This is a genomic window from Inquilinus sp. NPDC058860, from assembly GCF_042743185.1.
Lineage (GTDB): Bacteria > Pseudomonadota > Alphaproteobacteria > DSM-16000 > Inquilinaceae > Inquilinus.
Window position 1 is genome coordinate 164,146 of the sequence record NZ_JBHYMS010000001.1, and the last position, 25,620, is coordinate 189,765.

A 25,620-nucleotide genomic window follows, 5' to 3' on the forward strand; every position below is an offset into this window, starting at 1 on the left:
CGACGAGGCCGCCCCGCCGTCGCAGGGCGCGCCGGCCGAAGGTGTGAAACCAAGGCCCCCGTCCTTGCTGTCCCCATCCAGGATGGGCGACCTCAACCGCGGCCGCCTGCTGCAGTCGCTGTTCGACCTCGGCCCGACCAGCCGTGCCGGCCTGGCCCGCCACATCGGCGTCAACCGCGCCACCATCACCGGCATCGTCCAGCCGCTGATCGACGACGGCATCCTGGTGGAGGGCGAGCCCGCCTCCTCGGGCGGCGCCGGCGGCAAGCCGGCCCGGCCGCTGCAGTTCTCGCGCAATGCGCCGCAGATCGGGGCGGTCGACCTGCGGCACGGCTCGGTGCGAACCGCGCTGGTGTCCTGGACCGGCGAGATCACGGCCGTCGAACGCGAGGATTTTCCCACGGAGGCCGGGGATCCCAGGGCCATGGCGGCCATCCTCGCCAGCCTGTCGCGCACCCTGTCGGCGGCCCGGCAGCCGCCGCTCGGCATCGGCGTCGGCGCCACCGGCATGATCGACACGGACCGCGGCGTCATCGTCAAGGTCAACCTGGCGCCGGTCCTGTCCGGCCTCGGCCTCGGCGCGGCGCTTGAGGAGCAGACGGGCCTGCCGGTCTATCTCGACCATCACCCGCGGGCGCTGCTGCTGGCCGACCGCTGGTTCGGCATCGGCCGCAGCCTGCGCACTTTCGCGGTCCTGTACCTGTCCGACGTGATCGGCGGCGCCCTGCAACTGGACGGGCACCTGCAGAGCGGGCCGGCCGGCGCGGGCGGCGAGCTGGGCCACACCTTCGTCCAGATCGACGGCGAGGTCTGCGCCTGCGGCCGCCGCGGCTGCTGGGAGACGGTGGCGACCATCGGCTGGCTGCGCCGCCAGGCACAGGCCGCCGGCCTGCCCGGGGCCGAGGAGATGACCCCTGCCCTGCTGGCCGGGCTGGCCGAGACAGGCTCCGAGGCGGCGGAGCGGCTGCTGGACCTCTACGCCCGCAACATCGCGGTCGGCATCGCCAACCTGCAGCAGACCCTGGCGCCCAACCACTTCGTGCTGCATGGCGAGGTGGTCGAGGCCGGGGAACGGCTGCGGGCCGCGATCGAGGCACATGTCGGCCTGCTGGTGCCGCCGCGGCCCGGCAGCGAGCCCCGCGTCCTCCTGACCGACCAGAGAGGCCTCGCCACGCTGCGCGGGGCGGCGGGCATCGTGCTGTCACGCCGGCTTCAGTTCCAGCTGTAGCATCGGGCGGCCGGCCGACTCGATGCCCTCCCGGAACATCGGGCTGCCCGAACGGAGCTTCTTCGAGCCGGCAGTACGGACCGACTCGCGCTATCGTTGCAGCCGGCCTGCAGATGCAGGCGCCTCAGTCCCCTGCCGATGCGACGGCGACCTCGCGGCGTGATTGTTCCGCCTGCTTCGCCGCCTCGATGCAGGCGATGATGTGCCGGGCATAGCCGCCATCCACCGGGTTCGCCGCATCGCCCTGGACCAAGGCCAGCATCGCCCGCCATTCGCGCTCGACTGCGCGCTGCATCCAGTCCGGCTCGATCGAGCTCGCGACCGGGGTCCAGGCGCCGTCCCGGCCGATCATGACGCCCTGGTCGAAATCGAGGCGCAGGGTCCCGGCCTCGCAGACCAGGTCCATGGCGAAGCCGACGCCGCCGTCGCGATAGCCGACGCTCGCCACCTGGCCGATGCGGCCGTCGGCGAAGCGCAGCAGCATCAGCGCCGTGTCGTCGGCCTCCTGGTCATGGAAATGGGTGCCGGCCATGGCCGAGACCGAAGCCACCGGGCCGTCCATCAGCCAGACCAGCCGGTCGAGCGCATGGATCCCCGCGGTCAGCAGCATGCCGCCGCCGGTCTTCGGCGACAGGTGCCAGGGCTGGCGGTTCGCCTCCATCCACAGCTTGATCAGCCAGCTGCTGCCGAGCACCGGACGGCCGATGCTGCCTGATGAGATGATCTCGCGGGCGGCGAGACAGGGCAGCGCGAAATGCATGACGTGGCCGACCATCAGATGGATTCCGGCCGCGGCCACCGCGGCGTTGATCGCGTCGCATTCGGCGACGGTCGGCGCCATCGGCTTTTCGAGCAGGATGTGCTTGCCGGCCTGCGCCGCGGCGATCGCCATCTCGGCGTGGAGATGGTGCGGCGTGGCGATCAGCACCGTGTCGACCGCCGGGTCGTCCAGCAGCGCCTGCCAATGGGCGTGGGCGTTGCCGCCATGCTCCCGCGCGAAGGCCCGGGCCGCGTCGATGTCCTGGCGGCAGACCGCCGCCACCCGCGCGCCCGGCACGGCGGCGATGGCCCGCGCATGGATCGCGCCGAAAAAACCGGCGCCGATGATGCCGATGCCGATCATGCAACCTCCTGGTAAGCCCGGTCGATCAGGCGCATGGCCTGGAGATAGTCGCCGATGCCGACCGATGGTGCCGTGCCGCGCGCCAGGCGGTCCAGCGTGTCGGCCATGAAGGCCTTGTACCGGTCCGCCGGCGGAATCGGCGCCAGGTCGCGCACCTGCCCGTCATCGAGCGTGGCGACGCGGCAGGCATCACCGCGGTCGATGAGGGTGGCATTGCGGGCCGAGACCCGCCATTCGAAGTCGCCGCCCGGCGCCATCGAGGCGTAGGTGTAGCCGGCCTCGACCGTCGCGATCATGCCGTCCGGCGCGCGCAGGGTGACGATCGCGTATTCCTCGACCGCCTCGCCGTAGAGGCGCCGGTCGACCGCGGCCGAGACGATGGTGAGATCGGCACCGCCGGCCAGGGCCAGCGCTGCGTCGATGCCGTGGATGCCGAGATTGCGCAGCGCCCCGCCGCCGCCGATCGCCGGGTCCAGGACCCAGGGCACCCCGTCCAGCCGGTAGCGCTCCGGCGGGCCGTTCACGATCCGGAACTGGGCATGCGACACCGGGCCGAGGCGGCCGGCGGCCTTCAGTGCCTCGATCTCGGCCCAGATCGGGCCGCAACGGTTGGGCAGGGGTACGGCGACGAACAGGCCGAGTGCCGCCTCCACCAGGGGTTCGAGGGCGGCGGTCGACACCACGGCCGGCTTCTCCAGCACGATCGGCAGGCCCGCCTCGATGCAGGCCAGGGCCAGCGCCGGCACCTGGTCCGGCCGGCCCATGACGACGGTCAGGTCGGGCTTCGCGGCGATGACGGCCGCGACCGAGAGGTGATGGGGAACGCCGTGCGCCGCGGCGAATCCGGCCGCGACATCGGGCTCCGGATCCCAGGCGGCGACCACCTCCGCGCCGGCCGACCGGGCGGCCTCCAGATGCATCCCCGCATGCCAATGCCCCACGCCCGCCAAGGCCATCCGGGCCATCCCATCCTCCCTCTCGGCTTATGGCCTTGACAGATATCCTACAAGTCGGCAAGCATCAAGCCATGCCGGTCCGAGGATGTCGACGATGAAGGAGATCAAGCCGCTCGCCCGGCCGCCGCTGCTGCATGTCTCGGTGCAGGAGAGCCTGAAGAGCTACATCGACGACAACGCCCTCAGCCCCGGTGCGCCGCTGCCGCCAGAGAACGACCTGGCGCAACAGCTCGGGGTCAGCCGCAACTCCGTGCGTGAGGCGATCAAGGCACTGGAATCGCTCGGTATCCTGGAGACGCGGCGCGGCATCGGCGTGTTCGTCAAGGCATTCTCGTTCGAGCCGCTGCTGGCCAACCTGGCCTATGGCCTGGGCGGCGCGCTGCGTGAGGTCGAGGAGGTGCTGGAGATCCGCCGCGTGCTGGAGGTCGGACTGATCGGCAAGACCATCGAGCTGATCGGCGAGGCGGACTTGGCGGAGCTGAAGGACACGGTGGAGCGAATGCGCCGCCGGGCCGAACGGAACGAGAGCTTCGCCGAGGAGGACCAGCAGTTCCACAACCTGCTGTTCCGCTGCCAGAACAACCGCATGCTGACCAGCCTGATCGATGTCTTCTGGATGGCCTTCTACAAGGCGTCCGACTTCGTGAACCTGGCCAATGCCGACCCGATGTCGACCTGGCGGGACCACCAGGAAATCTGGGCCGCGATCGAGGCGCGCGACGGGGCCGCGGCCCGCAGCCGGCTCGACCAGCACTATGACGGGATCGCCCGTCTCCTCGCGACCCGGAAGGGCGCGAAAGCAGAAAACTGAAAGGGGAGGACATGATGAGATTCGGGATGCTGGCATCCGCGCTGGCGCTTGCCGTTGCCATGGCTTGGGCGCCGGGCGCACCCGCCGTGGGGCAGGAGCCGTCGACGATCACCGGCGGGTTCGATGTCGGACCGGGCGGCTTCCAGGGCAACTTCAACCCGCTGGCCGCGACCGGCGGCTTCACCTGGCTCAGCCTCTATTTCGAGCCGCTGGTGATCTACGACGACAAGCTGGAGAGCATCGTCGGCGACCTGGCGTCGAGCTACGAGGTCAGCGCCGGCAAGCTGCAATACACCTTCAAGCTGGCCGACGCGAAATGGCATGACGGCCAGCCCTTCACCTCGGCCGACGTCAAGTTCACCATCGACACCGCGAAGAACGGCGCCACCGGCACGGTCTTCACCGCCCGCCTCGGCGCCATCGCCTCGGTCGAGACGCCGGACGCGAAGACCGCGGTGCTGAAGCTGTCGGCGCCGAATGCCGGCCTGCTGGCGACACTGACCCAGCTGATGATGCTGCCGCAGCACGCGCTGAAGGACATCCCGTCGGCCTCGCTGGCCAAGCATGAATGGTGGTCGAAATCGCCGATCGGCACCGGCCCCTACAAGTTCTCGCGCTACGTGACGGACCAGTATGTCGAGCTGGCGGCCAACCCGGACTACCGCGGCGGCAAGCCGGTGACCGACCGGATCATCAACCGCTATTTCGCCAACACCGCGGCGGCGGTGGCGGCGCTGCGCTCCGGCGAGATCGCCTTCAGCTATGTCGAGGCCGACGACGTCGCGACCTTCCAGGGCAACGACGCCTTCAAGGTGATCGAGGGCAACTCCTTCGTCGTCAACTACCTGGGCTTCAACCAGGAGGTGCCGCTGTGGAAGGACGTGCGCGTCCGCCAGGCGGTGATGCATGCCATCAACCGCGATGCGATCGTCCAGAGCCTGTACAAGGGCGCCGCCGAGATCGCCAATTGCGGCTATGTCGCCGACCATCTGCTGCCCCCGGGCATCGACGGCTACGCCTATGATCCGGAGAAGGCGAAGCAGCTGCTGGCCGAGGCCGGCTGGGACCAGATCAACGGCAGCAAGCCGATCCCGCTGCTGACCTACTACAACAACCCGCTGGCCTCGAACGTCTTGGCCGCGGTGCAGGCGATGCTGGCGCAGGTCGGCATCAACGTGGTGCCGCGGGCGGTCGACACGCCGACCTACAACGCCACCATCTACGCCCAGAACCCCGACTGGTCGCAGTTCCCGCTGGTCTATGCCGGGCTGCAGAACGGCCCGGACCCGAGCGCCATCAACATCGGCCTGAACGAGAAGCAGATCCCGCCGGCCGGCGCCAACTTCCTGCGCATCCGCATGCCGGAGGTCACCGGCGCCTTCGACGCCGCCATGAACGAGACCGACGACGCCAAGCGGGCCGAGCGCTATCAGGCCGTGTGCAAGGCGATGAACGCCAACCTGCCCTGGGCGACCATGTGGGTGGCCAAGCGCTACGGCGTCGCCTCAGCCAAGCTGAAGGACTTCGTCTGGACCCCGGCCCCGGCCGGCGGCCCCTTCGCCGCCCATCCTGAGAAATGGGCGATCGGCAACTGACTCCCTCCATGGGCGGGACGGCGCGGCCGGCCGGGTCGCGCCGTCCCGCCAGGACATGACATGCTGAACTACTGCCTTCGTCGCCTCGCGGTCGGGGTCGGCATGCTGATCGCCCTCAGCCTGCTGATCTTCATCCTGCTCCGGCTCGCGCCCGGCGACCCGATCGACGCCTACATCAACCCGAATGTGGCGATGTCGCAGGAGGAGATGGCCGCGGTGCGCACCCGTCTCGGCCTCGACCAGCCGCTGCCGGTGCAGTACCTGGCCTGGCTGGGCGGGGCGCTGCGCGGCGATCTCGGCTTCTCGCTGCAGCGCAACGGCGAGACCGTGCTGGGGCTGGTGGCGCAACGGATCGGCCCGACCCTGCTGCTGATGGGGACGGGGCTGGCGATCGCCATCGTGGTCGGCGTCGGCGCCGGCATCATCGGCGCCGTCCGCCGCAACTCGGCGACCGATCTCGGCCTGTCGGTCGCCGCCTTCCTCGGCATCTCCAGCCCGGCCTTCCTGACCGCGCTGGTCGGCCTCTACGTCTTCTCCGTGCTGCTGCGCTGGGCGCCCTCCGGCGGCATGCTGACCCCCGGCGCGCAATTCTCGCTGGGCGACCTGGTCAGCCACCTGATCCTGCCGGCGCTGCTGCTGTCAATCGGCCACGCCGCGCTGATCATGCGCTACATGCGCGCCTCGCTCTTGGAGGTGCTGAACCAGGACTATGTCCGCTCGGCCCGCGCCAAGGGCGTCAAGGAATTCTGGGTGGTGGTGAAGCACGCGCTGCGCAACGCGCTGCTGCCGGTCGTCACCCTGATCGGGTCGACCATCGGCATCGCGGTCGGCGGCGCGATCTTCCTCGAGAGCGTCTTCAACTGGCCGGGCATGGGCCTGCTGCTGGTCAACGCGGTGGAGACCCGGGACTATCCGGTGATCATGGGCGCGACGCTGGTGGTCGGCGCCTGCGTGATCCTCGCCAACCTGCTGACCGACATCGCCTATGCGGCGATCGACCCGCGGATCCAGGTGGCCTGACATGGCGGTCGTGGAAACCTCCCGCTCCCGCGGCGGCAACGGCCCGCTGGCCCGCGCCTTCCGCCGCTTCGCCGCCAACGGCGCGGCGCTGGCCGGCATCGCCATCCTGGTGCCGATGCTGGTGCTGATCGTCTGCTACCCGCTGATCCTCGGCCACAAGCCGAACGACATCGACCTCTTGGCCCTCAACAAGGGACCCAGCGCCGCGCATTGGCTCGGCACCGACGGGGTCGGCCGCGACATCCTGGCCCGCGTGCTGCAGGGCGGGCGGATCTCGCTGCTGGTCGCCGTGGTCTCGGTCGCGATCTCGGTGGTGATCGGCTTCCTGGTCGGCTCGGTCTCGGCCATGGCCGGGCGCTTCACCGACGCCGCGATCATGCGCTTCGTCGACCTCGCCATGACCCTGCCGCCGGTGATCTCGCTCCTCGTCTTGGCGTCGATCACCGGCGCCGGCATCGTGCCGACCATCATCGTCATCTCGCTGCTGTCCTGGCCGGTGCTGGCGCGCATGGTGCGGGCCCGGCTGATGGAGCTGCGCGAGCGCGATTTCGTGGTGGCGTCGCGCGGCATGGGCGCCGGCCTCGGCCATCTGCTGTGGCGCCATGGCCTGCCGAACTCGATCGACATTCTGGTGGTCTACGCCACGCTGCAGATCGCCGCCGCCATCCTGCTCGAGGCCGGCCTGTCCTTCCTCGGCCTCGGCGTGCCGCCGCCGGAGGCGAGCTGGGGCAACATGCTGAACGCCGCCCGCAGCACCGTGGTGCTGGAGCAGTACCCCTGGCAATGGCTGTTCCCGGGCGCCGCCCTGGTGATCACCGTGCTGGCCATCAACTTCGTCGGCGACGGCCTGCGCGACGCCTTCGACCCCCGTTCCGAACTCAACTGACCGAAAAGACCCGTCATGGCATCAGCCCCAGCCTTCCAGGGCGTCGTCCCGCCCGTCGTCACCCCTCTGACCGCGGATTTCCAGGTCGACTACCCGTCCTTCACCCGCGTGCTCGAGCACCTGATCGACGGCGGCGTGCACGGCCTGTTCGTGCTCGGCTCCACCAGCGAGGTGGTGTTCCATGACGAGGCGACGCGGCGGAAGATCCTGGAGCATGCGGTCAAGGTCGCCAACGGCCGCGTGCCCGTGCTGGCCGGGGTGATCGACCCGACCACCGACCGCGTCATCGGCCATGCCAGGGTGGCGCAGTCGATCGGCGTCGATGCCGTGGTGGTGACGGCGCCGTTCTACGCCCGCACCAGCGCGCCGGAGGTGGTCGACCATTTCCGCTACATTCGCGAGGGCATCGACGTCCCGGTCATCGCCTACGACATCCCGGTCTGCGTCCACGTCAAGCTGGACCGCGCGAGCGTGGTGACGCTGGCGCGCGAGGGCACCATCGCCGGGCTGAAGGATTCCAGCGGCGACGACGGCAATTTCCGCTTCGCCCTGCTGGACCTGGCCGACAGGCCGGAGATCGCGATGATGACGGGGTCGGAGATCGTGTGCGACTCCGCCCTCGCCGCCGGCGCGCACGGCATCGTGCCCGGCCTCGCCAATGTCGACCCGCATGGCTATGTCCGCCTCTACGACCTGTGCCGCAAGGGCGACTGGGCGGCGGCGCGGGTGGAGCAGGAGCGGCTGTGCCGCCTGTTCGAGATCGTCTGGGTCAGCCTGCCGCGCACCAGCGCCGGGTCGGCCGGCGTCGGCGGCTTCAAGACCGCGATGCGTCGGCTCGGCATCATCGAGACCAACGTCATGGCCCGGCCGCAGCGGGCGCTGAACGACGCCGAGGCCGCCAAGGTCGAGGCGATCCTGCAGGCGACCGGCCTGCTGGCCTGAGGATCCTATGGTAGAGGCTCAGCACCCCATCCTCGACGTCCATGGGCTGCGGACCGTGTTCCGCATCCGCGGGCGCGAGGTGACCGCGGTGGCGGATCTCGACCTCGCCATCGGCGCGGCGGAGACCGTCGCGCTGGTCGGCGAGTCCGGCTCCGGCAAGTCGGTGACGAGCCTCTCCATCATGGGGCTGCTGCCGGCCAAGGCCGGTAGGGTGGCCGCGGGGTCGATCCAGTTCCGCGGCAAGGACGGGCAGGGCAGGGATTTGGCGACGCTGGACGGCGAGGCTCGGCGCCGGATCCGGGGCAACGACATCGGCATGGTGTTCCAGGAGCCGATGACCAGCCTGAACCCGGTCTACACCATCGGCGACCAGATCGCGGAACCGGTCCGCATCCATCTCGGCCGCGACCGCAAATCGGCCTGGGCCGCGGCGGTCGACCTGCTCGACAGCGTCGGCATCCCCGACCCGAAGCGCCGGGCCGGGCAGTATCCGCACGAGCTGTCGGGCGGCATGCGCCAGCGCGCCACCATCGCCATGGCGCTGGCCTGCGACCCGACGCTGCTGCTGGCCGACGAGCCGACCACCGCGCTCGACGTCACCATCCAGGCGCAGATCCTCGACCTGCTGCGCCGGCTGCAGGACCAGCGCGGCATGGGGGTGCTGTTCGTGACCCACAATCTCGGCGTGGTGGCGGAGATCGCCCACCGCGTGGCGGTGATGTATGCCGGCCGGATCGTCGAGACCGGGCCGGTGCGCGAGGTGTTCCGCCACCCGCGCCACCCCTACACCATCGGCCTGCTGGCCTCGGTGCCGAAGCTGGGCGAGGCGACGCGGCTGAAGGCGGCGGGAGAGAAGCTGGCCACCATCCCCGGCACGGTGCCCAGCCTGGCCGCCATGCCGCCCGGCTGCGCCTTCGCCACCCGCTGCCCACATGTGGTCGAGGCCTGCCGTGCGGCGGTACCCGCGCCGGCCGAGGTCGGCCCCGGCCACACCAGCCGCTGCATCCGCTGGCAGGAGCTTTGACCATGGCCGATCCGCTTCTCGCCGTGCGCGGCCTGGCCAAGCATTTCGGTCCCGGCGCCTTCGGCCGCGGCCCGCTGGTGCGTGCGCTCGACGACATCCATTTCGACGTCGGCCGCGGCGAGGTGGTCGGGCTGGTCGGCGAATCCGGCTCGGGCAAGACCACGATCGGCCGGTCGGTGCTGCGGCTGATCGAGCCGACCGCCGGCGAGGTGGTGTTCGACGGCCAGGATTTGACAAAGCTGTCCGGCGGCGCCATGCGCCGGCAGCGGCGACGGATGCAGTACATCTTCCAGGACCCCTTCGCCAGCCTGTCGCCGCGCATGACGATCGGCGAGATCCTGACCGAGGGCCTGGCGATCCAGCGCATCGGCACCGGCCGCGAGCGGCTGGCCAGGGCGCGGGCGGCGCTGGAGGCGGTGGAGCTGCCGGCCGACGCGGTCGACCGCTACGCCCATGAGTTCTCCGGCGGCCAGCGCCAGCGCATCGGCATCGCCCGGGCCCTGGCGCTGGAGCCGGAGTTCCTGGTGGCGGACGAGCCGGTCTCGGCGCTCGACGTCTCGGTCCAGGCGCAGATCGTCAACCTGCTGCGCGACCTGCAACTGCGCCTCGGCCTGACCATGCTGTTCATCTCCCACGACCTCGCGGTGGTGGAGTACATCTGCGACCGGGTGATCGTGCTGTATCTCGGCCGGATCATGGAGATCGCGCCGAGCGAGCGCCTCTACGCCGCGCCGAAGCACCCCTACACCAGGGCGCTGCTGTCGGCGATCCCGGAGCCGGACCCCGACCGGCCGCGCCAGCGCCAGATCCTGAAGGGCGACATCCCGAGCCCGGCCAATCCGCCGTCCGGCTGCGTCTTTCGCACCCGCTGCCCGCACGCGGTCGAGGCCTGCGCCCGCGAGGTGCCGAAGCTGGAGGAGGTCGAGCCTGGCCATTTCAAAGCCTGCATCCGCCAGGATGTCAGCCGATGAGCGGGAGGAATGACGTGCTGCGCGGCAACTGGGCGACGCTGCTGCTGCCGATCGCGGCGGATGAGAACATCGATTTCGGCCGGCTGGCCGAGGAGATCGACCTGCTGGTCGCGGCGCGGGTCGACGGCATCTACTCCAACGGCACGGCCGGCGAGCTGCACAACCAGACCGAACGCGAATATGCCGCGATCCAGGCGCTGCTGGCCGAGAGATGCCGGGCCGCCGGCGTGCCCTTCGTCATCGGCGCCTGCCAGCCGGACCCGAGCCTGGCGCGCGAACGGGTGACGCTGGCGCGGGACCTCGGCCCGGCAGCGATCCAGGTGGTGCTGCCGGACTGGTGGCCGGTGACCGAGCCGGAGGCCCTGGATTTCCTCGAACTGATGGCGGAGGCCGCAGGTCCGGTGCCGCTGATCCTCTACAACCCGCCGCATGCCAAGCGTGTGCTGGCGCCGGACGAGCTCGGCCGGCTGGTGCGCGCCGTACCGGCGGTGGCCGGCATCAAGCTCGCCGATGGCGACGCCGCCTGGTACGCGGCGGCGAAGCAGCATCTGTCCGGCACCGCGCTGTTCGTCCCGGGCCACCACCTCGCGACCGGCATGAAGCACGGCGTCGCCGCCGGCGCCTTCTCCAACGTCGCCTGCCTCAGCCCGTCGGGCGCCCAGGCCTGGACCGACCGGATGGCGGGCGACATCGAGGGCGCGCTCGACCTGGAACGCCGGATCTGCCGCTTCATGGACCAGCATGTCGTGCCGTTCCGCAGCCTGCACGGCTATTCCAACGCCGCGCTCGACAAGCTGCTGGCGGCGATCGGCGGCTGGGGCCCGGTCGGAACGCGGCTGCGGCGTCCCTATCGCTGGATCGACGACGCCGAGGCCCAGCGCCTCCGCCCGGTCGCACGGTCGATGATGCCGGAGCTGTTCCCTGCTCCATGACCCGCGGACGCGGGCGAGGTCCCTACCCGCCCGCGGTCTCCCGGACATGCACCAGGAGCCCCTGGCCGCCGCGCTCGATATCCTCCCGGCTGGCCTCGCGCGCCTTCTCCGGGTCGCGCTCGCGCAGCGCGCCGATCAGCCTGCGGTGCGGGTGCGGCTCCCAGTCCGGCAGGCCCTCGTCATAGAGATGCGAGAGGATCGGCCCGCAGCGCACCCACAGCCCCTCGACGATCTCGTACAGGATCGGCAGGCGCGCCATCCGGCAGAAGGTGAGATGGAACTCGGTGTTGAGGTCCACCGCCCGCTCGAAGCTGCGCGAGAGATGGCATTCCGCGATCTGCGCGTGGATCGCGGCGAGCGCCTCGATCTCCTCCGCTGAGGCGACGGTGGCGGCGGTGGCGGCCGCCCGCCCCTCCAGATCGACGCGAATGGCCCGGATCTCCTGCAATTGGTCCAGGGTCAGCGTCGGCACCACCACGGTGTTGCGGGCACCGAGCGTCAGCGCCTTCTCGCCGACCAGGCGCAGCAGCGCCTCGCGCATCGGCGTCGCGCTGATGCCGAAGCGCAGCGACATCGGCCGCAGCAGCAGCCGCTCGCCCGGCCGCAGCTGGCCCCGCATCAGGGCCGCGCGCAGGCTGGCATAGGCCCGCTCGCTCAGGTTCTCCCTGACGATCGGCTGCACCCAATCCGCCGGCTCGGGCGTGTTTTCCATGCTCTGCTGCACACGACTTGACATCGACCAGGATCCTCGACCAATCTTGTTATAACAAATTACTTATTGCAGCAACCGATGCCCATCCCGATGGCAACGGCCCCTGTGAGGGGCCGGCCCGGCAACGGTGCTGACAGCGGAGGAAGCGGTGATCGCGTTCAGGAAGACGGCCGCGGCCTTTGGGGCCGAACTGGTGACGTCGGCCGAGCCGTCCGCCCCGGCGGAAGGCGAGGTCCTGATCGCGGTGGTGGCGGCCGGCATCTGCGGCAGCGATCTCCATGCCTATGAGTGGACGCCCGGCTACGAATTCATGGCGGCGGTCCTGCCGGTCACCCTGGGCCACGAGTTCGCCGGGATTGTGCGCGCGCTCGGCCCCGGCGTCACCGGCCTCGCGGTCGGCGACCGCGTCACCTGCTGGCCCACCGTCGCCTGCGGCCGCTGCGCCGCCTGCCGCGGCGGCGAGCCCCAGCACTGCCAGGCCCGCAACATCATCGGCCTGCATCGGGACGGCGGTTTCGCCGGGACCGTGCGGGCGCCGGCCGCCAGCTGCCGGCGCATCCCGGAGAGCCTGCCGCTGGAGGTCGCGGCGCTGGCCGAGCCGCTGTCGGTGGCGGTCAACGCCGTCGACATTGCCGAGGCGTCGCCCGGCGACAGGGTCGTCGTCCTCGGCCCCGGGCCGATCGGCCTCGGCATCGCCTTCGTGGCGCAGCTGCGCGGCGCGCGGGTGCTGCTGTGCGGCCTGGACGACGGCGTCCGGCTGAACCTGGCGCGCGAGCTGGGGATCGCCCACTGCATCGATCTGGCCGGGGAAGCGCTGGCCGATGCGGTGACACGCGTCTTCGACGGCCCGGCCGACCGCGTCATGGAGGCGACGGGCGCCGCCCGCTCGGTCAGTGACGGGCTCGCCGTGCTGCGCTCCGGCGGCATCCTGGTGGTCGCGGGCATCCATTCCGGTCATCTGGACCTAGATCTGACGCGATTCGTCCGGGACAAGAAGCAGCTCCGCGCCGCCCACGACACCACCGCGCAGGCCTTCCAGACCGCGATCGAGCTGCTGACGGCCCATGCGGCCGTCCTGTCCCGCCTGGTCACCCACCGCCTGCCGCTCACCCGGGCCGTCGAGGCCTTCGAGCTGGCCCGCCAGCGCCAGGCGGTGAAGGTCCTGCTCCTCCCCCAAGCCGAAAGTGAAGCCGCATGACGCTGACGCGCGTCGCCATCGCCCCGGTCCCCGGCGGGCCCGAGGCGCTGACCATCGTCGAACGGGACCGGCCGGTGCCCGGCCAGGGCCAGGCGCTGGTCCGGGTGCATGCCGCGGGCGTCAACCGCCCGGACGTGATGCAGCGCCAGGGCCTGTACCCGCCGCCGCCCGGCGCCTCGGACGTGCTGGGGCTGGAGCTGGCCGGCGTGGTCGAGAGCCTGGGCCCCGGCGCCGGCCGCTTCCGGCCGGGCGACCGGGTGATGGCGCTGGTGGCGAGCGGCGCCTATGCCGAATGGGCCGTGATCGACGAGGCGGCGGCGCTGCCCGTTCCCGACGGCCTGTCCTTCGTCGAGGCCGGCGCCTTTCCCGAGACCTACTTCACCGTCTGGTCGAACCTGTTCCAGCGGGCCGGGCTGAAGGCCGGCGAGACCGTGCTGACCCATGGCGGCACCTCCGGCATCGGCACCACGGCCATCCAGCTGGCCAAGGCCTTCGGCGCCCGCGTCATCGTCACCGCCGGCTCGCCGGAGAAATGCGCGGCCAGCCGCGCGATCGGCGCCGACGTCGCCATCGACTACCGCGCCGAGGACTTCGTGGCCGCCGCCCGCGCCGCCACCGACGGCAAGGGCCCGGACGTCATCCTCGACATGGTCGGCGGCGACTATATCCGGCGGAACCTCGACGCCGTCGCCGTCGACGGCCGCATCGCCCAGATCGCCTTCCAGCGCGGCTCGAAGGTCGAGCTCGACCTGATGCCGCTGATGCTGAAGCGGGTGACGCTGACCGGGTCGACCCTGCGGGCCCGGCCGGTGGCGATGAAGGCGGCGCTGGCCACGGCCCTGGCCGAGCATGTGCTGCCGCTGATCGCCGCCGGCCGCGCCAAGCCGCTGATCGATTCGACCTTCCCCTTCGACCGCGTCGCCGACGCCCATGCGCGGATGGAGAGCGGGGCGCATCTCGGGAAGATCGTTCTCACCATGGAAGGCCTGAGCGCCGGGGAAGGACCAGGAGCATGACCGCCATCACCAAGCCCGCGCCGCGCGCCGCCGGCAACATCTCCGGCGCCCATCTGATCGCGGCGGCGCTGCAGCGCCACGGCGTGCGCGAGATCTTCGGCCAGAGCATCCCATCGGCCCTGTTCCTGGCCGCGCCCGACTACGGCATCCGCCAGATCGGCTACCGCACCGAGAATGCCGGCGCCGCCATGGCCGACGCCTATGCCCGGATCTCCGGCAAGGTGGCGGTCGTCACCGCCCAGAACGGCCCGGCCGCGACCCTCCTGGTGCCCGGCCTGGCCGAGGCGCTGAAGGCCTCCATCCCCGTGGTCGCCATCGTGCAGGATGTCAGCCGCCGGTTCACCGACAGGAACGCCTTCCAGGAGCTCGATCATTTCGCCCTGTTCGGCGGCGTCGCCAAATGGGTGCGCCGCGTCGCCGACCCGGCCCGCATCGACGACTATGTCGACATGGCCTTCACCGCCGCCGCCAGCGGCCGTCCGGGCCCGGCCGTGCTGCTGGTGCCGCTCGACGTGCTGGACGAGCGGCCGGAGCTCGACCCGGCGCCGCCGCAGCGGATGGACAGCCTCGGCACCTATCCGCTCGACCGCACCGTGGCCGATCCCGCCCGCGTCGCCGAGGCGGCCAAGCTGATCGCCGAGGCCAAGGCCCCGGTCGTCATCGCCGGCGGCGGCGTCCACGCCTCCGGCGCCGCGGCCGAGCTGGCGGCCCTGCAGGCGCTGGGCATCCCGGTCGCCACCACGGTCATGGGCAAGGGCGCGGTCGACGAGACCGACCCGCTGTCGGTCGGCGTCGTCGGCTATTTCATGGCGCCGGGCGGCCGCTCCTCGCATCTGCGCGACCTGATCACCGAGGCCGATGTGGTGGTGCTGGTCGGCAACCGCACCAACCAGAACGGCACCGACAGCTGGTCGCTGTATCCGCGCCACGCCCACTACATCCATATCGACGTCGACAGCGCCGAGATCGGCCGCAACTACGAGGCGCTGCGGCTGGCCGGCGACGCCAAGCTGACGCTCGCCGCCCTGACGGCGGCGCTGGAGGCGGCGAAGCCCGCCGCCCTCGCGGCCCGCCGTCCTGCTCTGGAGGCGAAGATCGCCGCCGGCCGCGCGCGGCATGCCGAGGACATGCGGCGCCTGGTAGACCTCGACGCCGCGCCCATCCGCCCCGAGCGGCTGATGGCGGATATCGACGGCGTGCTGACGCCGGACACGATCGTCGTCGCGGATGCCAGCTACTCCTCGATCTGGATCGCCAACTTCCTGACCGCGCGCCGGCCCGGGCAGCGTTTCCTGACGCCGCGCGGCCTGGCGGGTCTGGGCTGGGGCCTGCCTTTCGCCCTCGGCGCCAAGGCGGCCCGGCCGGACGCGCCGGTGATCGCGGTCAGCGGCGACGGCGGCTTCGGCCATGTCTGGGCCGAGCTGGAGACGGCCCGCCGCATGCGGCTGCCGGTCGTGCTGGTGATCCTGAACAACCAGATCCTCGGCTACCAGAAGCATGCCGAGCTCAGCCTGTTCGGCGACTTCACCGATGCCTGCGATTTCGAGACGGTGGACCACGCCGCGATCGCCCGCGCCTGCGGCTGCAGCGGCGTGCGGGTGGAGCGGCCGGCGGAGTTCCTGCCGGCGCTGCGGGAGGCGCTCGCCCGCCGGGACGTGACCGTGATCGACGTCGTCACCGACCAGCGCGCCTATCCGCCGATCACCGCCTTCGAAGGCAAGGACGCCCTGAACTACTGACCGCAGCACCAACAAACACCGAGGGAGGAATCGCCATGAAGCTGCCGCTGTTGCTGAAGACCGCTATTGCCGCCATCGCCTTGTCGGCGACGGTGGCCCATGCCGAGGTCAGGTTCGGCGCGCTGTACCCCTTCAGCGGGGATCTCGCCCTTCTGGGCGACGAGAGCGCGCGCGGGCTGGAGATCGCGGTCGACGAGATCAACGCCGCCGGCGGTGTGCAGGGCGAGAAGGTCGTGCTGGTGCGCGGCGACGCCGTCGACAACAACCAGGCGATCGGCGAGGCGCGGCGCCTGATCTCGCGCGAGCAGGTTGCGGCGATCTTCGGCACCTATTCCTCGGCCCGCTCGATCGCCGCCAGCCAAGTGGCCGAGCTGTCGGGCACCCCCTATTTCGAGATGGGCGCGGTGGCCGACGACGTCACCGGCCGCGGGCTGCAGTATCTCTACCGCACCAACCCGACCGCGGACGACATGGCCAAGATGATCGTCGAGATGATCGTCGGCAAGGTCGCGCCCGGCCTCGGCAAGAAGCCCGGGGACCTCAAGATCGGCGTGATCTTCGAGGATTCGAACTACGGCACCTCGGTCGCCGGGCACCAGAAGCAGTACGCGGCGGATGCCGGCCTGAACATCGTCGCGTTCCAGAGCTATCCGGCCTCGACCGTCGACATGTCGTCGCTGGTGCTCGACCTCAAGTCGCGCGGCGCCGATGTCGTGCTGCAGACCTCGTACCAGAACGACTCCGTCCTGTTCCTGCGGCAGGCCAGCGAGGCCGGGTACAAGCCGGCCGCGATCATCGGCGGCGGCGGCGGCTATTCCCTGCAGCCGACGGCCGATGCGGTCGGCCACGAGGTGATGGACGGCGTCCTCGACGTCGACTTCACCCAGTACCTGGTCAACACCTCGTACACGCCCGGCCTCGAGAGCTTCGTCGAGGCCTATAGGAAGAAGTACGGCGGGGCGCCGCGGTCGGGCCATTCGCTCAACAACTACGCCGGCGCCAAGGCCATCCTCGAGGCCCTGAACAAGGCCAAGGGCCTGGAGCCGGAGGCGATCCTCGACGCCGTCAAGGCGATCGACGTCCCGGAAGGCGCGACGGCCGTCGGCTATGGCGTGAAGTTCGGCCGGAACAACCAGAACGAACGCGCCCGGATGATGGGCATGCAGTGGCAGGACGGCAAGCTGGTGACCGTCTACCCCGACGCCGCCGCGGTGTCCCAGATCCGCCTCGACCAATGATCCGCCGGGGGAGGCCGCACGCCTCCCCCGCCTGCTCCCGGGAGAGGCGCATGGATACGGTTCTGCAGCTGTTCGCCAACGGGCTGATGCTGGGCGGGCTGTTCGCCATCGTGGCGATCGGGCTGACCCTGATCTTCGGCATCGTCAAGGTGGTGAACTTCGCCCATGGCGAGTTCCTGATGGCCGGGATGTACCTGACCTTCCTGGTCACCGGCTGGCTGGGCCTTCACCCCTATGTGGCGGTGATCGTGGTGGTGCCCGCCCTGTTCCTGTTCGGCGCCCTGACCCAGCGCCTGGTGATCCAGCCGCTGATGAGCGCGCGCGACGACCACATCCAGATCTTCGCGACCGTCGGCCTGTCGACGGCGCTGATCAACCTCGCCCTCCTGGTGTTCGGGGCCGACATCGCCACCACGCCGGCCAGCGGCCTGCGCACGCCGGTCGAGATCGGCCCCGTCCGAATCCTCAGCGGTCAGATCGCCATCTTCGCCGCGGCCGTGCTGCTGGTGGCCGGGCTGCAGCTGTTCCTCTCGCGCACGCGGACCGGTCACGCCATCCGTGCGGTCGCCCAGAACCGCGCCGCCGCGCAGCTGATGGGCGTGAATGTCGACCGCATCTTCATCCTGGCCTTCGGCATCGGCGCGGCCTGCGTCGGCGTCGCGGCGGTGCTGGTCGCGCCGCTGTACCCCACCTCGCCAACGATCGGCGCCTATTTCGTGCTCACCGCCTTCGTCGTCGTGGTGCTGGGCGGGCTCGGCTCCATCACCGGGGCTTTCGTCGGCGCCCTGGTGATCGGGCTGATCGACAGCTTCGCCGGGTTCTATCTCGGCTCCGACCTGCGCGAGGTCGCCGTCTTCGGCATGTTCCTCGTCATCCTGATCCTGAGGCCCGCCGGCCTGTTCGGCCGCCGGCTGGCCCTGTCGCACGTGTCGCCATGACCGACACTCCCCTCGCCCCGGCCGCCCCCGCCCGGCTCTCCGGCCTGGCCCGGCCCGGCCTGCTGGCCCTCGCGGGCCTGCTGGCCACACTCGTCGTCCTGCCCGTCCTGATCGGCGACGACTTCGTCTACCACGTCTTCATCACCGTCTGCGTCTTCGCGGCGCTCTCCACCGCCTGGAACATCGTCGGCGGCTTCGCCGGCCAGCTGTCGCTCGGCCACGCCATCTTCTACGGCATCGGCGCCTATGCCGGCGTCATTCTGACGACTCTTGGGATCAGCCCCTGGCTCGGCATGTTCGCCGGCGCGGCGGTCGCCATCGTCGCCGCCATCGCCATCAGCTATCCCTGCTTCCGGCTGCGCGGACCGTTCTTCTCGCTGGCGACCATCGCCTTCCTCGAGGTGTTCCGCGTCGTGGCGCTGCATTTCCGGGACCTGACCGGGGGCGCCAACGGCCTGATGATCCCGCTGAAGATGGGCTGGCAGTGGATGGTGTTCCGCGAGCGCCTGCCCTCGCTCGCCATTGCCTTCGGCCTGCTGCTGCTGTGCCTGGCGGTGGCGTGGTGGATCCGCTCGCGCCGCATCGGCTTCCAGCTGGTCGCGACGCGCGAGCGTGAATCCGCCGCCCGGGCGGCCGGGGTGAACACGGTGCAGGTGCGCCTCGTCGCCGTCGCCGTCTCGGCGGCGCTGACCGCCATGGTCGGCACCTTCCACGCGATGTACCTGACCTTCATCGAGCCGGCGGCGATGTTCTCGCTGACGCTGTCGATCCAGATCGCGATGTTCGCCCTGATCGGCGGCATCGGCACGGTGTTCGGCCCGCTGCTGGGCGCCGTGCTGCTGGTGCCGGTGTCGGAGATGGCGCGCGGCTGGCTGGGCGCCCAGGCGCTCGGGCTGCACGGCTTCGTCTACGGCGCGGTGCTGGTGCTGGTCGTCCTGTTCATGCCGAACGGGCTGATGGGGGTGCTGGCGCGGCTGAAGGACGGCGGCGCCAAGGCAAAGAGCCCGCAGGCCAAGGCGGTCGCAGCCGCGCCGGCTGCGGCCGAGCGCCCGCCGATGGGCGACGAAATCATGCGGGTCGAGGGGCTGCAGAAGCGCTTCGGCGGGCTGCACGTCACCAACGATGTCGGCTTCACCTTGCGCGAGGGCGAGGTGCTGGGCCTGATCGGCCCCAACGGCGCCGGCAAGACCACCCTGTTCAACATGATCTCGGGCTTCATGGCCCCCGATGCGGGTTCGGTCTCGGTACGGGGGGCGGACGGCGGCTGGCACAAGCCGGCGTCGCCGGCGGATTTCGCCGCGATCGGCGTCGGCCGCACCTTCCAGATCGTCCAGCCCTTCGCCGCCATGACGGTGGAGGAGAACATCATGGTCGGCGCCTTCCACCGCTGCGGCGACGTGCGCGAGGCGCGCGAGCTGGCGCGCGAGACCGCCCACCGCATGGGCCTCGCCCCCTGGCTGGAGGCGGAGGCGCGCAGCCTGACGATCGGCGGGCTGAAGCGGCTGGAGGTGGCCCGTGTGATGGCGATGAAGCCGCGCATCCTGCTGCTGGACGAAGTGATGGCGGGGATCAACCAGACCGATGTTCGCCGCGCCATCGACCTGATGCGGTCGATCCGCGACGACGGCGTCAGCATCATCGCCATCGAGCATGTGATGCAGGCGGTGATGTCGCTTTCGGACCGGGTCATCGTGCTGTCCTCCGGCCAGGTCATCGCCGAGGGCCGGCCGCAGGAGGTGGTGCGCGACCCCACGGTGATCGAGGCCTATCTCGGCAAGGAGTTCGTCCATGCTCAGGCTTGAGGGCGTCCACGCCGGCTACGGCGCGACCACCGTCCTGCACGACGTGTCGCTGGAGGTCGGCGCCGGCGAGGTCGTGACCATCGTCGGCGCCAACGGTGCCGGCAAGACCACGACGCTGCGCACCGTCGCGGGCCTGCTGCGGCCGACCGCCGGGCGCATCCTGTTCGAGGGGCGGGACATCACCCGCCTGTCGGCCCATGAGACGGTCGAGCTCGGCATCACGCTGATCCCCGAAGGCCGCCAGCTCTTCCCCGACATGACGGTGCGCGAGAACCTGCTGATGGGCGCCTATCGCCAGGCCGCGCGCGACCGGCGGTCCGGGACGCTGGGGCAGGTGCTGGCGCTGTTCCCGCGGCTGCGCGAGCGCCTGGACCAGAACGCGGTGTCGCTGTCGGGCGGCGAGCAGCAGATGGTGGCGATCGCGCGCGGCATGATGGCCCGGCCGAAGCTGCTGATGTTCGACGAGCCGTCGCTCGGCCTCGCCCCCATCATCGTCGCCCAGGTCTTCGAGGCGATCGACGCCATCGTCGGCACCGGCGCCACGGTGCTGATCGTCGAGCAGAACGTCTTCCACACGCTGAAGGCCGCCGACCGCGGCTATGTCCTGGAGAACGGTCAGATCGTGCTGTCGGACACGGCGGATGCGCTGCTCGACAACGATCACGTCCGCCAGGCCTATCTCGGCATCTGACCCCTCACCGCACGGATACGGACATGGCCACACGTGAAGCCAACCCGGCCGGGATCGCCGGCCGCCCGAGCCACCGCGGCCGGCGCGTTCTCGTCACCGGCGCCGGCCGCGGCATCGGCCGGGCGATCGCCCTCGGCTTCGCCCGGCGCGGCGCGGTCGTCGGCGTCGCCGATCTGACGCCGGCCGATATCGACGAGACGGTGGCGCAGATCCGGTCGGCCGGCAGCGAGGCCCAGCCCCTTGCCCTCGACGTCGCCGACTATGCCGCGGTCGAGGCCGGCCTGGCCGGGGCCGCCCGCGCGATGGGCGGGCCGTTCGACACGGTGGTCAACAACGCCGGCATCTCGCCGAAGCATGACGGTGTCGCCCGCAAGGTGTGGGAGATGGACCCCGCCGAATGGAGCCGGGTCGTCGCCGTCAACCTGACCGGCTGCTTCAACACCGTGCGCGCCCTGAGCCCGGCGATGCGCGAGGCCGGGCGCGGCTGGGTCGTCAACATGTCCTCGGTGGCCGGGAAGACCTATTCGCCGATCGTGGCCTGCCACTACGCCGCGACCAAATCGGCGCTGATCGGCTTCACCAAGCACCTGGCGGCCGAGCTCGGCCCCTTCGGCATCCGCGTCAACGCCCTGGCGCCCGGGCGGATCGAGACGCCGATGGTGCGCGCGGTGGCGGCCGAAGTGAACGAGGACCAGGTGCGCCTGACGCCGATGGGCCGGCTCGGCGCGCCGGACGAGGTCGCGGATGCCGCGCTCTATCTGACATCAGCGGAGGCCAGCTTCGTCACCGGCCAGACGATCGACGTCGCCGGCGGCCTCTACATGACCTGATCGGGCGTGGAGGACGGTGCAACCTGTGCTGAGAGGGGGTAAGCGGGCGGGCATGCGGACGATCACCGGGCATACGCGCATCTTCGGCATCCTGGCCGATCCGATCCATCACGTGAAAACGCCGGAGGTGATGAACGCCCTGCTCGACCGCCACGGCGTCGACGGCGTCCTCGTCCCCTTCCATGTCGCGCCGGACGGGCTGGCGCGGCTGGTCGACGGCCTGCGCGCCCAGCGCAACTTCGGCGGTTTCATCGCCACCGTGCCGCACAAGCCGGCGATGCTGGCGCTGTGCGACGAGGTCACGCCGCAGGCGCAGCACATCGGCGCGGTGAACTGCGTCCGGCGGGAGACGGACGGGCGCATGGTCGGCGCCATGCTGGACGGCACCGGCTTCGTCGCGGCGCTGCGCGCCTCCGGCCTCGAGCCGCAGGGCCTGCGGGCCTATCTCGCCGGCGCGGGCGGCGCCGCGAGCGCGATCGCCTTCGCCCTGGCAGAGGCCGGCCTGCGCCATCTCACCATCGCCAACCGGACGCGAGACAAGGCCGAGGCCCTGGCCGCGCGGTTGCGCGACGCCCATCCCGGGCTGTCGGTCGGAACCGATGCGGACAGCGTGGCGGCGCACGACCTGGTCGTGAACGCCACCTCGCTCGGCCTGCGTCCCGGCGATCCCCCTCCCCTCGACCTGTCCCGGATCGAGCACCGCCAGTTCGTCGCCGAGGCGATCATGGATCCGGCGGAGACGCCGCTGCTCGCGGCCGCCGCGGCCAAGGGCTGCCGCGTCCAGCCGGGCTTGCCGATGCTGGAGGCGCAGATCACCCTGATGGCCCGGCATATGGGTGCGCTGTAGTGTCGGCCGAGACGTTCGACTACATCATCGTGGGCGGAGGCACCGCCGGCTGCGTCCTGGCCAACCGCCTGACCGCGTCGGGCCGGCACACGGTGCTGCTGCTGGAGGCGGGACGGGAGGCGCGAAGCCTGTGGGTGCCGATCCCGGCAGGCTTCAGCAGGCTGCTGACCAACCCCGCCTACAACTGGCGCTTCTGGACCGAGCCCGAAGAGGCGACCGGGAACCGCGTCATCGCCGTGCCGCGCGGCAAGGGCCTCGGCGGCTCCACCCTGATCAACGGCATGATCTATGTGCGCGGCCAGCCGCAGGATTATGACGGCTGGGCCCAGCGGGGCTGCACCGGCTGGGGCTTCGACGACGTCCTGCCCTATTTCCGGCGGGTCGAGGACTATGGCGGGCCGGCCACACCGCTGCGCGCCGAAGGCGGCCCGCTGCCGGTCACCGAGGTGGCGGAGCGGCCGGTGATCGCCGAGGCCTTCATCGCCGCCGCCGGGGCGGCCGGCCACGGCCGCAACCCGGACTACAACGGTGAGAGCCAGGACGGCTTCGGCTACTACCAGGTCAACCAGCGCCACGGCCGGCGGATCAGCGCCGCGGAGGCCTATCTGAAGCCGGTTGTGGGCCGGCCCAACCTGTCCGTGCGCACCGAGGCGCATGTGCTGAGAGTCGACCTGCAGGAGGGCCGCGCCGTCGGCGTCACCGCACGCATCGGCGGCCAGGACGTCCCTTTCCTCGCCCGGGCCGAGGTCATCCTCGCCGCCGGCGCGGTACAGACGCCGCAGCTGCTGGAGCTGTCGGGCCTTGGCGATCCCGCCATCCTGCAGCCGCTCGGCATTCCGGTGCGGTGCGCCCTGCCCGGCGTGGGCGCCAATTATGTCGACCATTTCTGCACGCGCATGAACTGGCGGGTGAAGCAGCCGGTCACGCTGAACGAGCAGACGCGCGGCTGGCGGCTCGGCGCCTCTGTGCTGCAATACGCCGCCACGCGGCGCGGCATCCTGACCCTCGGCACCGGCCTCGCCTTCGGCTTCGTGCGCACGCGGCCGGGGCTCGAAGGCCCGGACGTGCAGTACTTCTTCATGCATGCGAGCTACGCCAACGCGGCCGAGCGCAGGCTGGACCGGCTGCCGGGCATGACCGTCGGCGTCACCCAGCTGCGCCCGCAGTCGCGCGGCACGATCCACGCGGTGTCGCCCGACCCGATGCATGCCCCGGCGATCCGCCCCAACTTCCTGGCGGAGGCGGAGGACCGGCGGGCCATGGTCGAGGGCATGAAGATCGCCCGCCGCATCGTCGAACAGCCGCCGATGGATCCGTTCCGGGAGCGGGAGACGGCCCCCGGCCCGGACTGCCGGACCGATGCCGAATGGCTGGACTTCGCCCGCCGCGACGGCCAGACGATCTATCACGTGTGCGGCACCTGCCGCATGGGCCGCGACGACGGCGCCGTGACCGATCCGGAGCTGCGGGTCCACGGCATCGACGGGCTGCGGGTCGTCGACGCCTCGATCATGCCGACGATCGTGTCCGGCAACACCCAGGCCGCCGTCTTCATGATCGCGGAGAAGGCGGCCGACCTGGTTCTGGCAGCGGCAGCAACCCCGCGCGCCGGGCTGCGGGCGGTTTCAGCCTAGCCCGCGAGGATCCTGATCCAGCTGCGGATTCCCTTGTGCAGGCACCGCAGGTCGTACTTTTCGTTGGGCGCATGGATCGCGTCGTCGCTCAGGCCGAATCCCACCATGACGCTGTCGAGGTCGAGGACGTCCTTGAGATGGCGGACCACGGGGATCGTGCCGCCCGATCCTTTCAGGACGGGCCGTCGCCCCCATTCCTCGGCCAGGGCGTCTGCGGCCGCCGACAGGTACGGGTTCCGCTCGGGAACGGCAATCGCGCCGCTGCCCCCATGGCCTTCGAACTCGACCTTGCAATCCGCCGGGACCATGGCGGCAACGAACGACCGCAGCTGCGCCCTGACGCGCTCAGGATCCTGATCCCCGACCAGCCTGATCGAGAGGCGCACGCTCGCCTGCGCCGGCAGGACGGACCGTTCGCCCGGGCCGGCATTGCCGCCGTGGACCCCGTTGATGTCCAGCGACGGACGCGCCCACATCTGCTCCAGAACGGACCGGCCGGGCTCCAGCATCGGCACGGAGAGCCCGACCTCCGACAGGATGTCCCCGGCGGTGACGCCGAGAGCCTCCCACTCCCGCAGCGTCTCCCGCGGGACCTCCCGGACGTCGTCGTAGAAGCCCGGGATGGCGACGCGCCCATCGGGGTGGTGAAGGCTGCCCACGATCCTCGCCAGCACCGCCAGCGGGTTCGCCGCGATGCCATAGAGCCCGGAATGGAGATCTGACGTCGGGCCGCTGACGACGATGCGCTCGTGCAGCAGACCCCGCAGCCGGCAGGTGATGGCCGGCGTATCGGCATCCCACATGTCGCTGTCGCAGACATAGGCGACGTCGCTGCGCAGCTCGCCGGCACAGCGCCTCAAGGCGTCGAGCAGGCTGGGCGACCCGCACTCCTCCTCCCCTTCCAGGAACAGCGTGACATCCGCCGGCAGGTCCCCGTCGACCGCGAGCAGGGCGCGGCAGGCTTCGACGAAGGTCCAGAGCTGCCCCTTGTCGTCGGCCATCCCACGGCCGACCAGCCGTTCCCGGCCGTCCGGCCCGGCAACCCGGCACGGCTCGAACGGCGGCGTGGTCCATCGGTCGAGCGGGTCCGGCGGCTGCACGTCGTAGTGCCCGTAGAACAGGACATGCGCAGCCCGCGACGACCGATCCCGCCGGCGGAAATGCCCGATCACCGCGGGATGCCCCGGCGTCTCCCACAGACCGGCATCGAAGCCCAGCGCCGCCAGGGCCTCGACCAGCCATCCCGCGGCCCGGCGACACTCGTCGCGATACGCCGGATCGCTGGAGACGGACGGGATCCGCACCAGTTCGAACAGCCGCTCGACCGACCGGTCGAGCTCCCGGTCCGCCACCCGCAGCGCTGCCTGCACATCCGCCATGATGCGTTCCGCCCTTCCGTCGAGGTGGTCGCGAGCTTGACCGGCAAATTCCGATATGTCTATACAATTAAGGTCCGAGAGGGGCGCTGCCGCGTCGACGTCGAGCAC

Annotated in this window: 23 protein-coding genes; 19 read left to right on the forward strand and 4 right to left on the reverse strand. The window is 70.9% G+C overall.

Annotated elements, in window-relative coordinates:
* Positions 1-82 precede the first annotated feature (82 nt).
* A complete protein-coding gene (locus tag ACFW16_RS00800; RefSeq protein WP_380300867.1) occupies positions 83-1,228 on the forward strand; it encodes an ROK family protein in 1,146 nt (381 codons plus the stop codon).
* Positions 1,229-1,352: 124 nt separating this feature from the next.
* Here the strand turns inward: ACFW16_RS00800 and ACFW16_RS00805 are convergent, their stop codons facing one another.
* Both ACFW16_RS00805 and ACFW16_RS00810 read right to left on the reverse strand, forming a co-directional pair.
* Positions 1,353-2,351 (reverse strand): Gfo/Idh/MocA family protein, encoded by a 999-nt coding sequence (locus ACFW16_RS00805; protein ID WP_380300870.1) that lies wholly within the window; start codon positions 2,349-2,351, stop codon positions 1,353-1,355.
* The gene (locus tag ACFW16_RS00810; RefSeq protein ID WP_380300872.1) at positions 2,348-3,316 is read right to left on the reverse strand and encodes a Gfo/Idh/MocA family protein; all 969 of its coding nucleotides are present in this window, start codon (positions 3,314-3,316) and stop codon (positions 2,348-2,350) included. Before ACFW16_RS00810 ends, ACFW16_RS00805 begins: the two co-directional genes overlap by 4 nt.
* An 85-nt stretch (positions 3,317-3,401) precedes the next feature.
* Between ACFW16_RS00810 and ACFW16_RS00815 the strand changes: the two genes are divergently transcribed.
* The 8 genes from ACFW16_RS00815 to ACFW16_RS00850 are packed head-to-tail and all read left to right on the forward strand — an operon-like array spanning position 3,402 to position 11,488.
* The gene (locus tag ACFW16_RS00815) at positions 3,402-4,118 is read left to right on the forward strand and encodes a FadR/GntR family transcriptional regulator (protein ID WP_380300874.1); all 717 of its coding nucleotides are present in this window, start codon (positions 3,402-3,404) and stop codon (positions 4,116-4,118) included.
* Positions 4,119-4,144: 26 nt separating this feature from the next.
* Positions 4,145-5,713 (forward strand): ABC transporter substrate-binding protein, encoded by a 1,569-nt coding sequence (locus ACFW16_RS00820; RefSeq protein WP_380300876.1) that lies wholly within the window; start codon positions 4,145-4,147, stop codon positions 5,711-5,713.
* A gap of 60 nt (positions 5,714-5,773) precedes the next feature.
* Complete coding sequence (locus ACFW16_RS00825) at positions 5,774-6,733, forward strand: ABC transporter permease (RefSeq protein ID WP_380300878.1); 960 nt, start codon at positions 5,774-5,776, stop codon at positions 6,731-6,733.
* 1 nt (position 6,734) lies between these two features.
* The gene (locus ACFW16_RS00830) at positions 6,735-7,619 is read left to right on the forward strand and encodes an ABC transporter permease (RefSeq protein ID WP_380300880.1); all 885 of its coding nucleotides are present in this window, start codon (positions 6,735-6,737) and stop codon (positions 7,617-7,619) included.
* 15 nt (positions 7,620-7,634) lie between these two features.
* The gene (locus tag ACFW16_RS00835) at positions 7,635-8,561 is read left to right on the forward strand and encodes a dihydrodipicolinate synthase family protein (protein ID WP_380300882.1); all 927 of its coding nucleotides are present in this window, start codon (positions 7,635-7,637) and stop codon (positions 8,559-8,561) included.
* Between the two features lie 7 nt (positions 8,562-8,568).
* On the forward strand, positions 8,569-9,585 hold the full coding sequence (locus ACFW16_RS00840) for an ABC transporter ATP-binding protein (protein ID WP_380300884.1): 1,017 nt from the start codon (positions 8,569-8,571) through the stop codon (positions 9,583-9,585).
* Between the two features lie 2 nt (positions 9,586-9,587).
* Positions 9,588-10,556 carry an ABC transporter ATP-binding protein gene (locus ACFW16_RS00845; RefSeq protein ID WP_380300886.1) on the forward strand — a complete coding sequence of 323 codons (969 nt, stop codon included), beginning with the start codon at positions 9,588-9,590 and terminating at the stop codon, positions 10,554-10,556.
* Complete coding sequence (locus ACFW16_RS00850; protein ID WP_380300888.1) at positions 10,553-11,488, forward strand: dihydrodipicolinate synthase family protein; 936 nt, start codon at positions 10,553-10,555, stop codon at positions 11,486-11,488. Before ACFW16_RS00845 ends, ACFW16_RS00850 begins: the two co-directional genes overlap by 4 nt.
* Positions 11,489-11,510: 22 nt before the next feature.
* Here the strand turns inward: ACFW16_RS00850 and ACFW16_RS00855 are convergent, their stop codons facing one another.
* Positions 11,511-12,224, reverse strand: a complete 714-nt coding sequence (locus tag ACFW16_RS00855; RefSeq protein ID WP_380300890.1) for a GntR family transcriptional regulator — start codon at positions 12,222-12,224, stop codon at positions 11,511-11,513.
* Positions 12,225-12,348: 124 nt separating this feature from the next.
* Here ACFW16_RS00855 and ACFW16_RS00860 point away from each other — a divergent pair, with 124 nt between their 5' ends.
* The 10 genes from ACFW16_RS00860 to ACFW16_RS00905 are packed head-to-tail and all read left to right on the forward strand — an operon-like array spanning position 12,349 to position 24,133.
* Entirely contained in the window at positions 12,349-13,398 is a 1,050-nt protein-coding gene (locus tag ACFW16_RS00860) for a zinc-binding dehydrogenase (protein WP_380300892.1), read from the forward strand.
* Positions 13,395-14,414: an NAD(P)H-quinone oxidoreductase gene (locus tag ACFW16_RS00865; RefSeq protein WP_380300894.1), complete on the forward strand. Its 1,020-nt coding sequence runs from the start codon at positions 13,395-13,397 to the stop codon at positions 14,412-14,414. The genes ACFW16_RS00860 and ACFW16_RS00865 overlap by 4 nt, the downstream gene beginning before the upstream one ends.
* Complete coding sequence (locus ACFW16_RS00870) at positions 14,411-16,153, forward strand: acetolactate synthase catalytic subunit (protein ID WP_380300896.1); 1,743 nt, start codon at positions 14,411-14,413, stop codon at positions 16,151-16,153. The genes ACFW16_RS00865 and ACFW16_RS00870 overlap by 4 nt, the downstream gene beginning before the upstream one ends.
* A 35-nt stretch (positions 16,154-16,188) precedes the next feature.
* Positions 16,189-17,391 (forward strand): ABC transporter substrate-binding protein, encoded by a 1,203-nt coding sequence (locus ACFW16_RS00875; protein WP_380300898.1) that lies wholly within the window; start codon positions 16,189-16,191, stop codon positions 17,389-17,391.
* A gap of 50 nt (positions 17,392-17,441) precedes the next feature.
* Positions 17,442-18,329 (forward strand): branched-chain amino acid ABC transporter permease, encoded by an 888-nt coding sequence (locus ACFW16_RS00880; protein ID WP_380300900.1) that lies wholly within the window; start codon positions 17,442-17,444, stop codon positions 18,327-18,329.
* Positions 18,326-20,131, forward strand: a complete 1,806-nt coding sequence (locus tag ACFW16_RS00885; protein ID WP_380300902.1) for an ATP-binding cassette domain-containing protein — start codon at positions 18,326-18,328, stop codon at positions 20,129-20,131. Before ACFW16_RS00880 ends, ACFW16_RS00885 begins: the two co-directional genes overlap by 4 nt.
* Positions 20,118-20,822 carry an ABC transporter ATP-binding protein gene (locus tag ACFW16_RS00890; RefSeq protein WP_380300904.1) on the forward strand — a complete coding sequence of 235 codons (705 nt, stop codon included), beginning with the start codon at positions 20,118-20,120 and terminating at the stop codon, positions 20,820-20,822. Before ACFW16_RS00885 ends, ACFW16_RS00890 begins: the two co-directional genes overlap by 14 nt.
* Positions 20,823-20,845: 23 nt before the next feature.
* The gene (gene fabG, locus ACFW16_RS00895) at positions 20,846-21,652 is read left to right on the forward strand and encodes a 3-oxoacyl-ACP reductase FabG (RefSeq protein WP_380300906.1); all 807 of its coding nucleotides are present in this window, start codon (positions 20,846-20,848) and stop codon (positions 21,650-21,652) included.
* Positions 21,653-21,704: 52 nt separating this feature from the next.
* Positions 21,705-22,499 (forward strand): shikimate dehydrogenase family protein, encoded by a 795-nt coding sequence (locus ACFW16_RS00900; protein ID WP_380300908.1) that lies wholly within the window; start codon positions 21,705-21,707, stop codon positions 22,497-22,499.
* Positions 22,499-24,133, forward strand: coding sequence for a GMC family oxidoreductase (locus tag ACFW16_RS00905; RefSeq protein ID WP_380300910.1), 1,635 nt, complete (start codon positions 22,499-22,501; stop codon positions 24,131-24,133). The genes ACFW16_RS00900 and ACFW16_RS00905 overlap by 1 nt, the downstream gene beginning before the upstream one ends.
* Here the strand turns inward: ACFW16_RS00905 and ACFW16_RS00910 are convergent.
* Positions 24,130-25,620, reverse strand: coding sequence for a M20/M25/M40 family metallo-hydrolase (locus ACFW16_RS00910; RefSeq protein WP_380300912.1), 1,491 nt, complete (start codon positions 25,618-25,620; stop codon positions 24,130-24,132). The genes ACFW16_RS00905 and ACFW16_RS00910 overlap by 4 nt on opposite strands.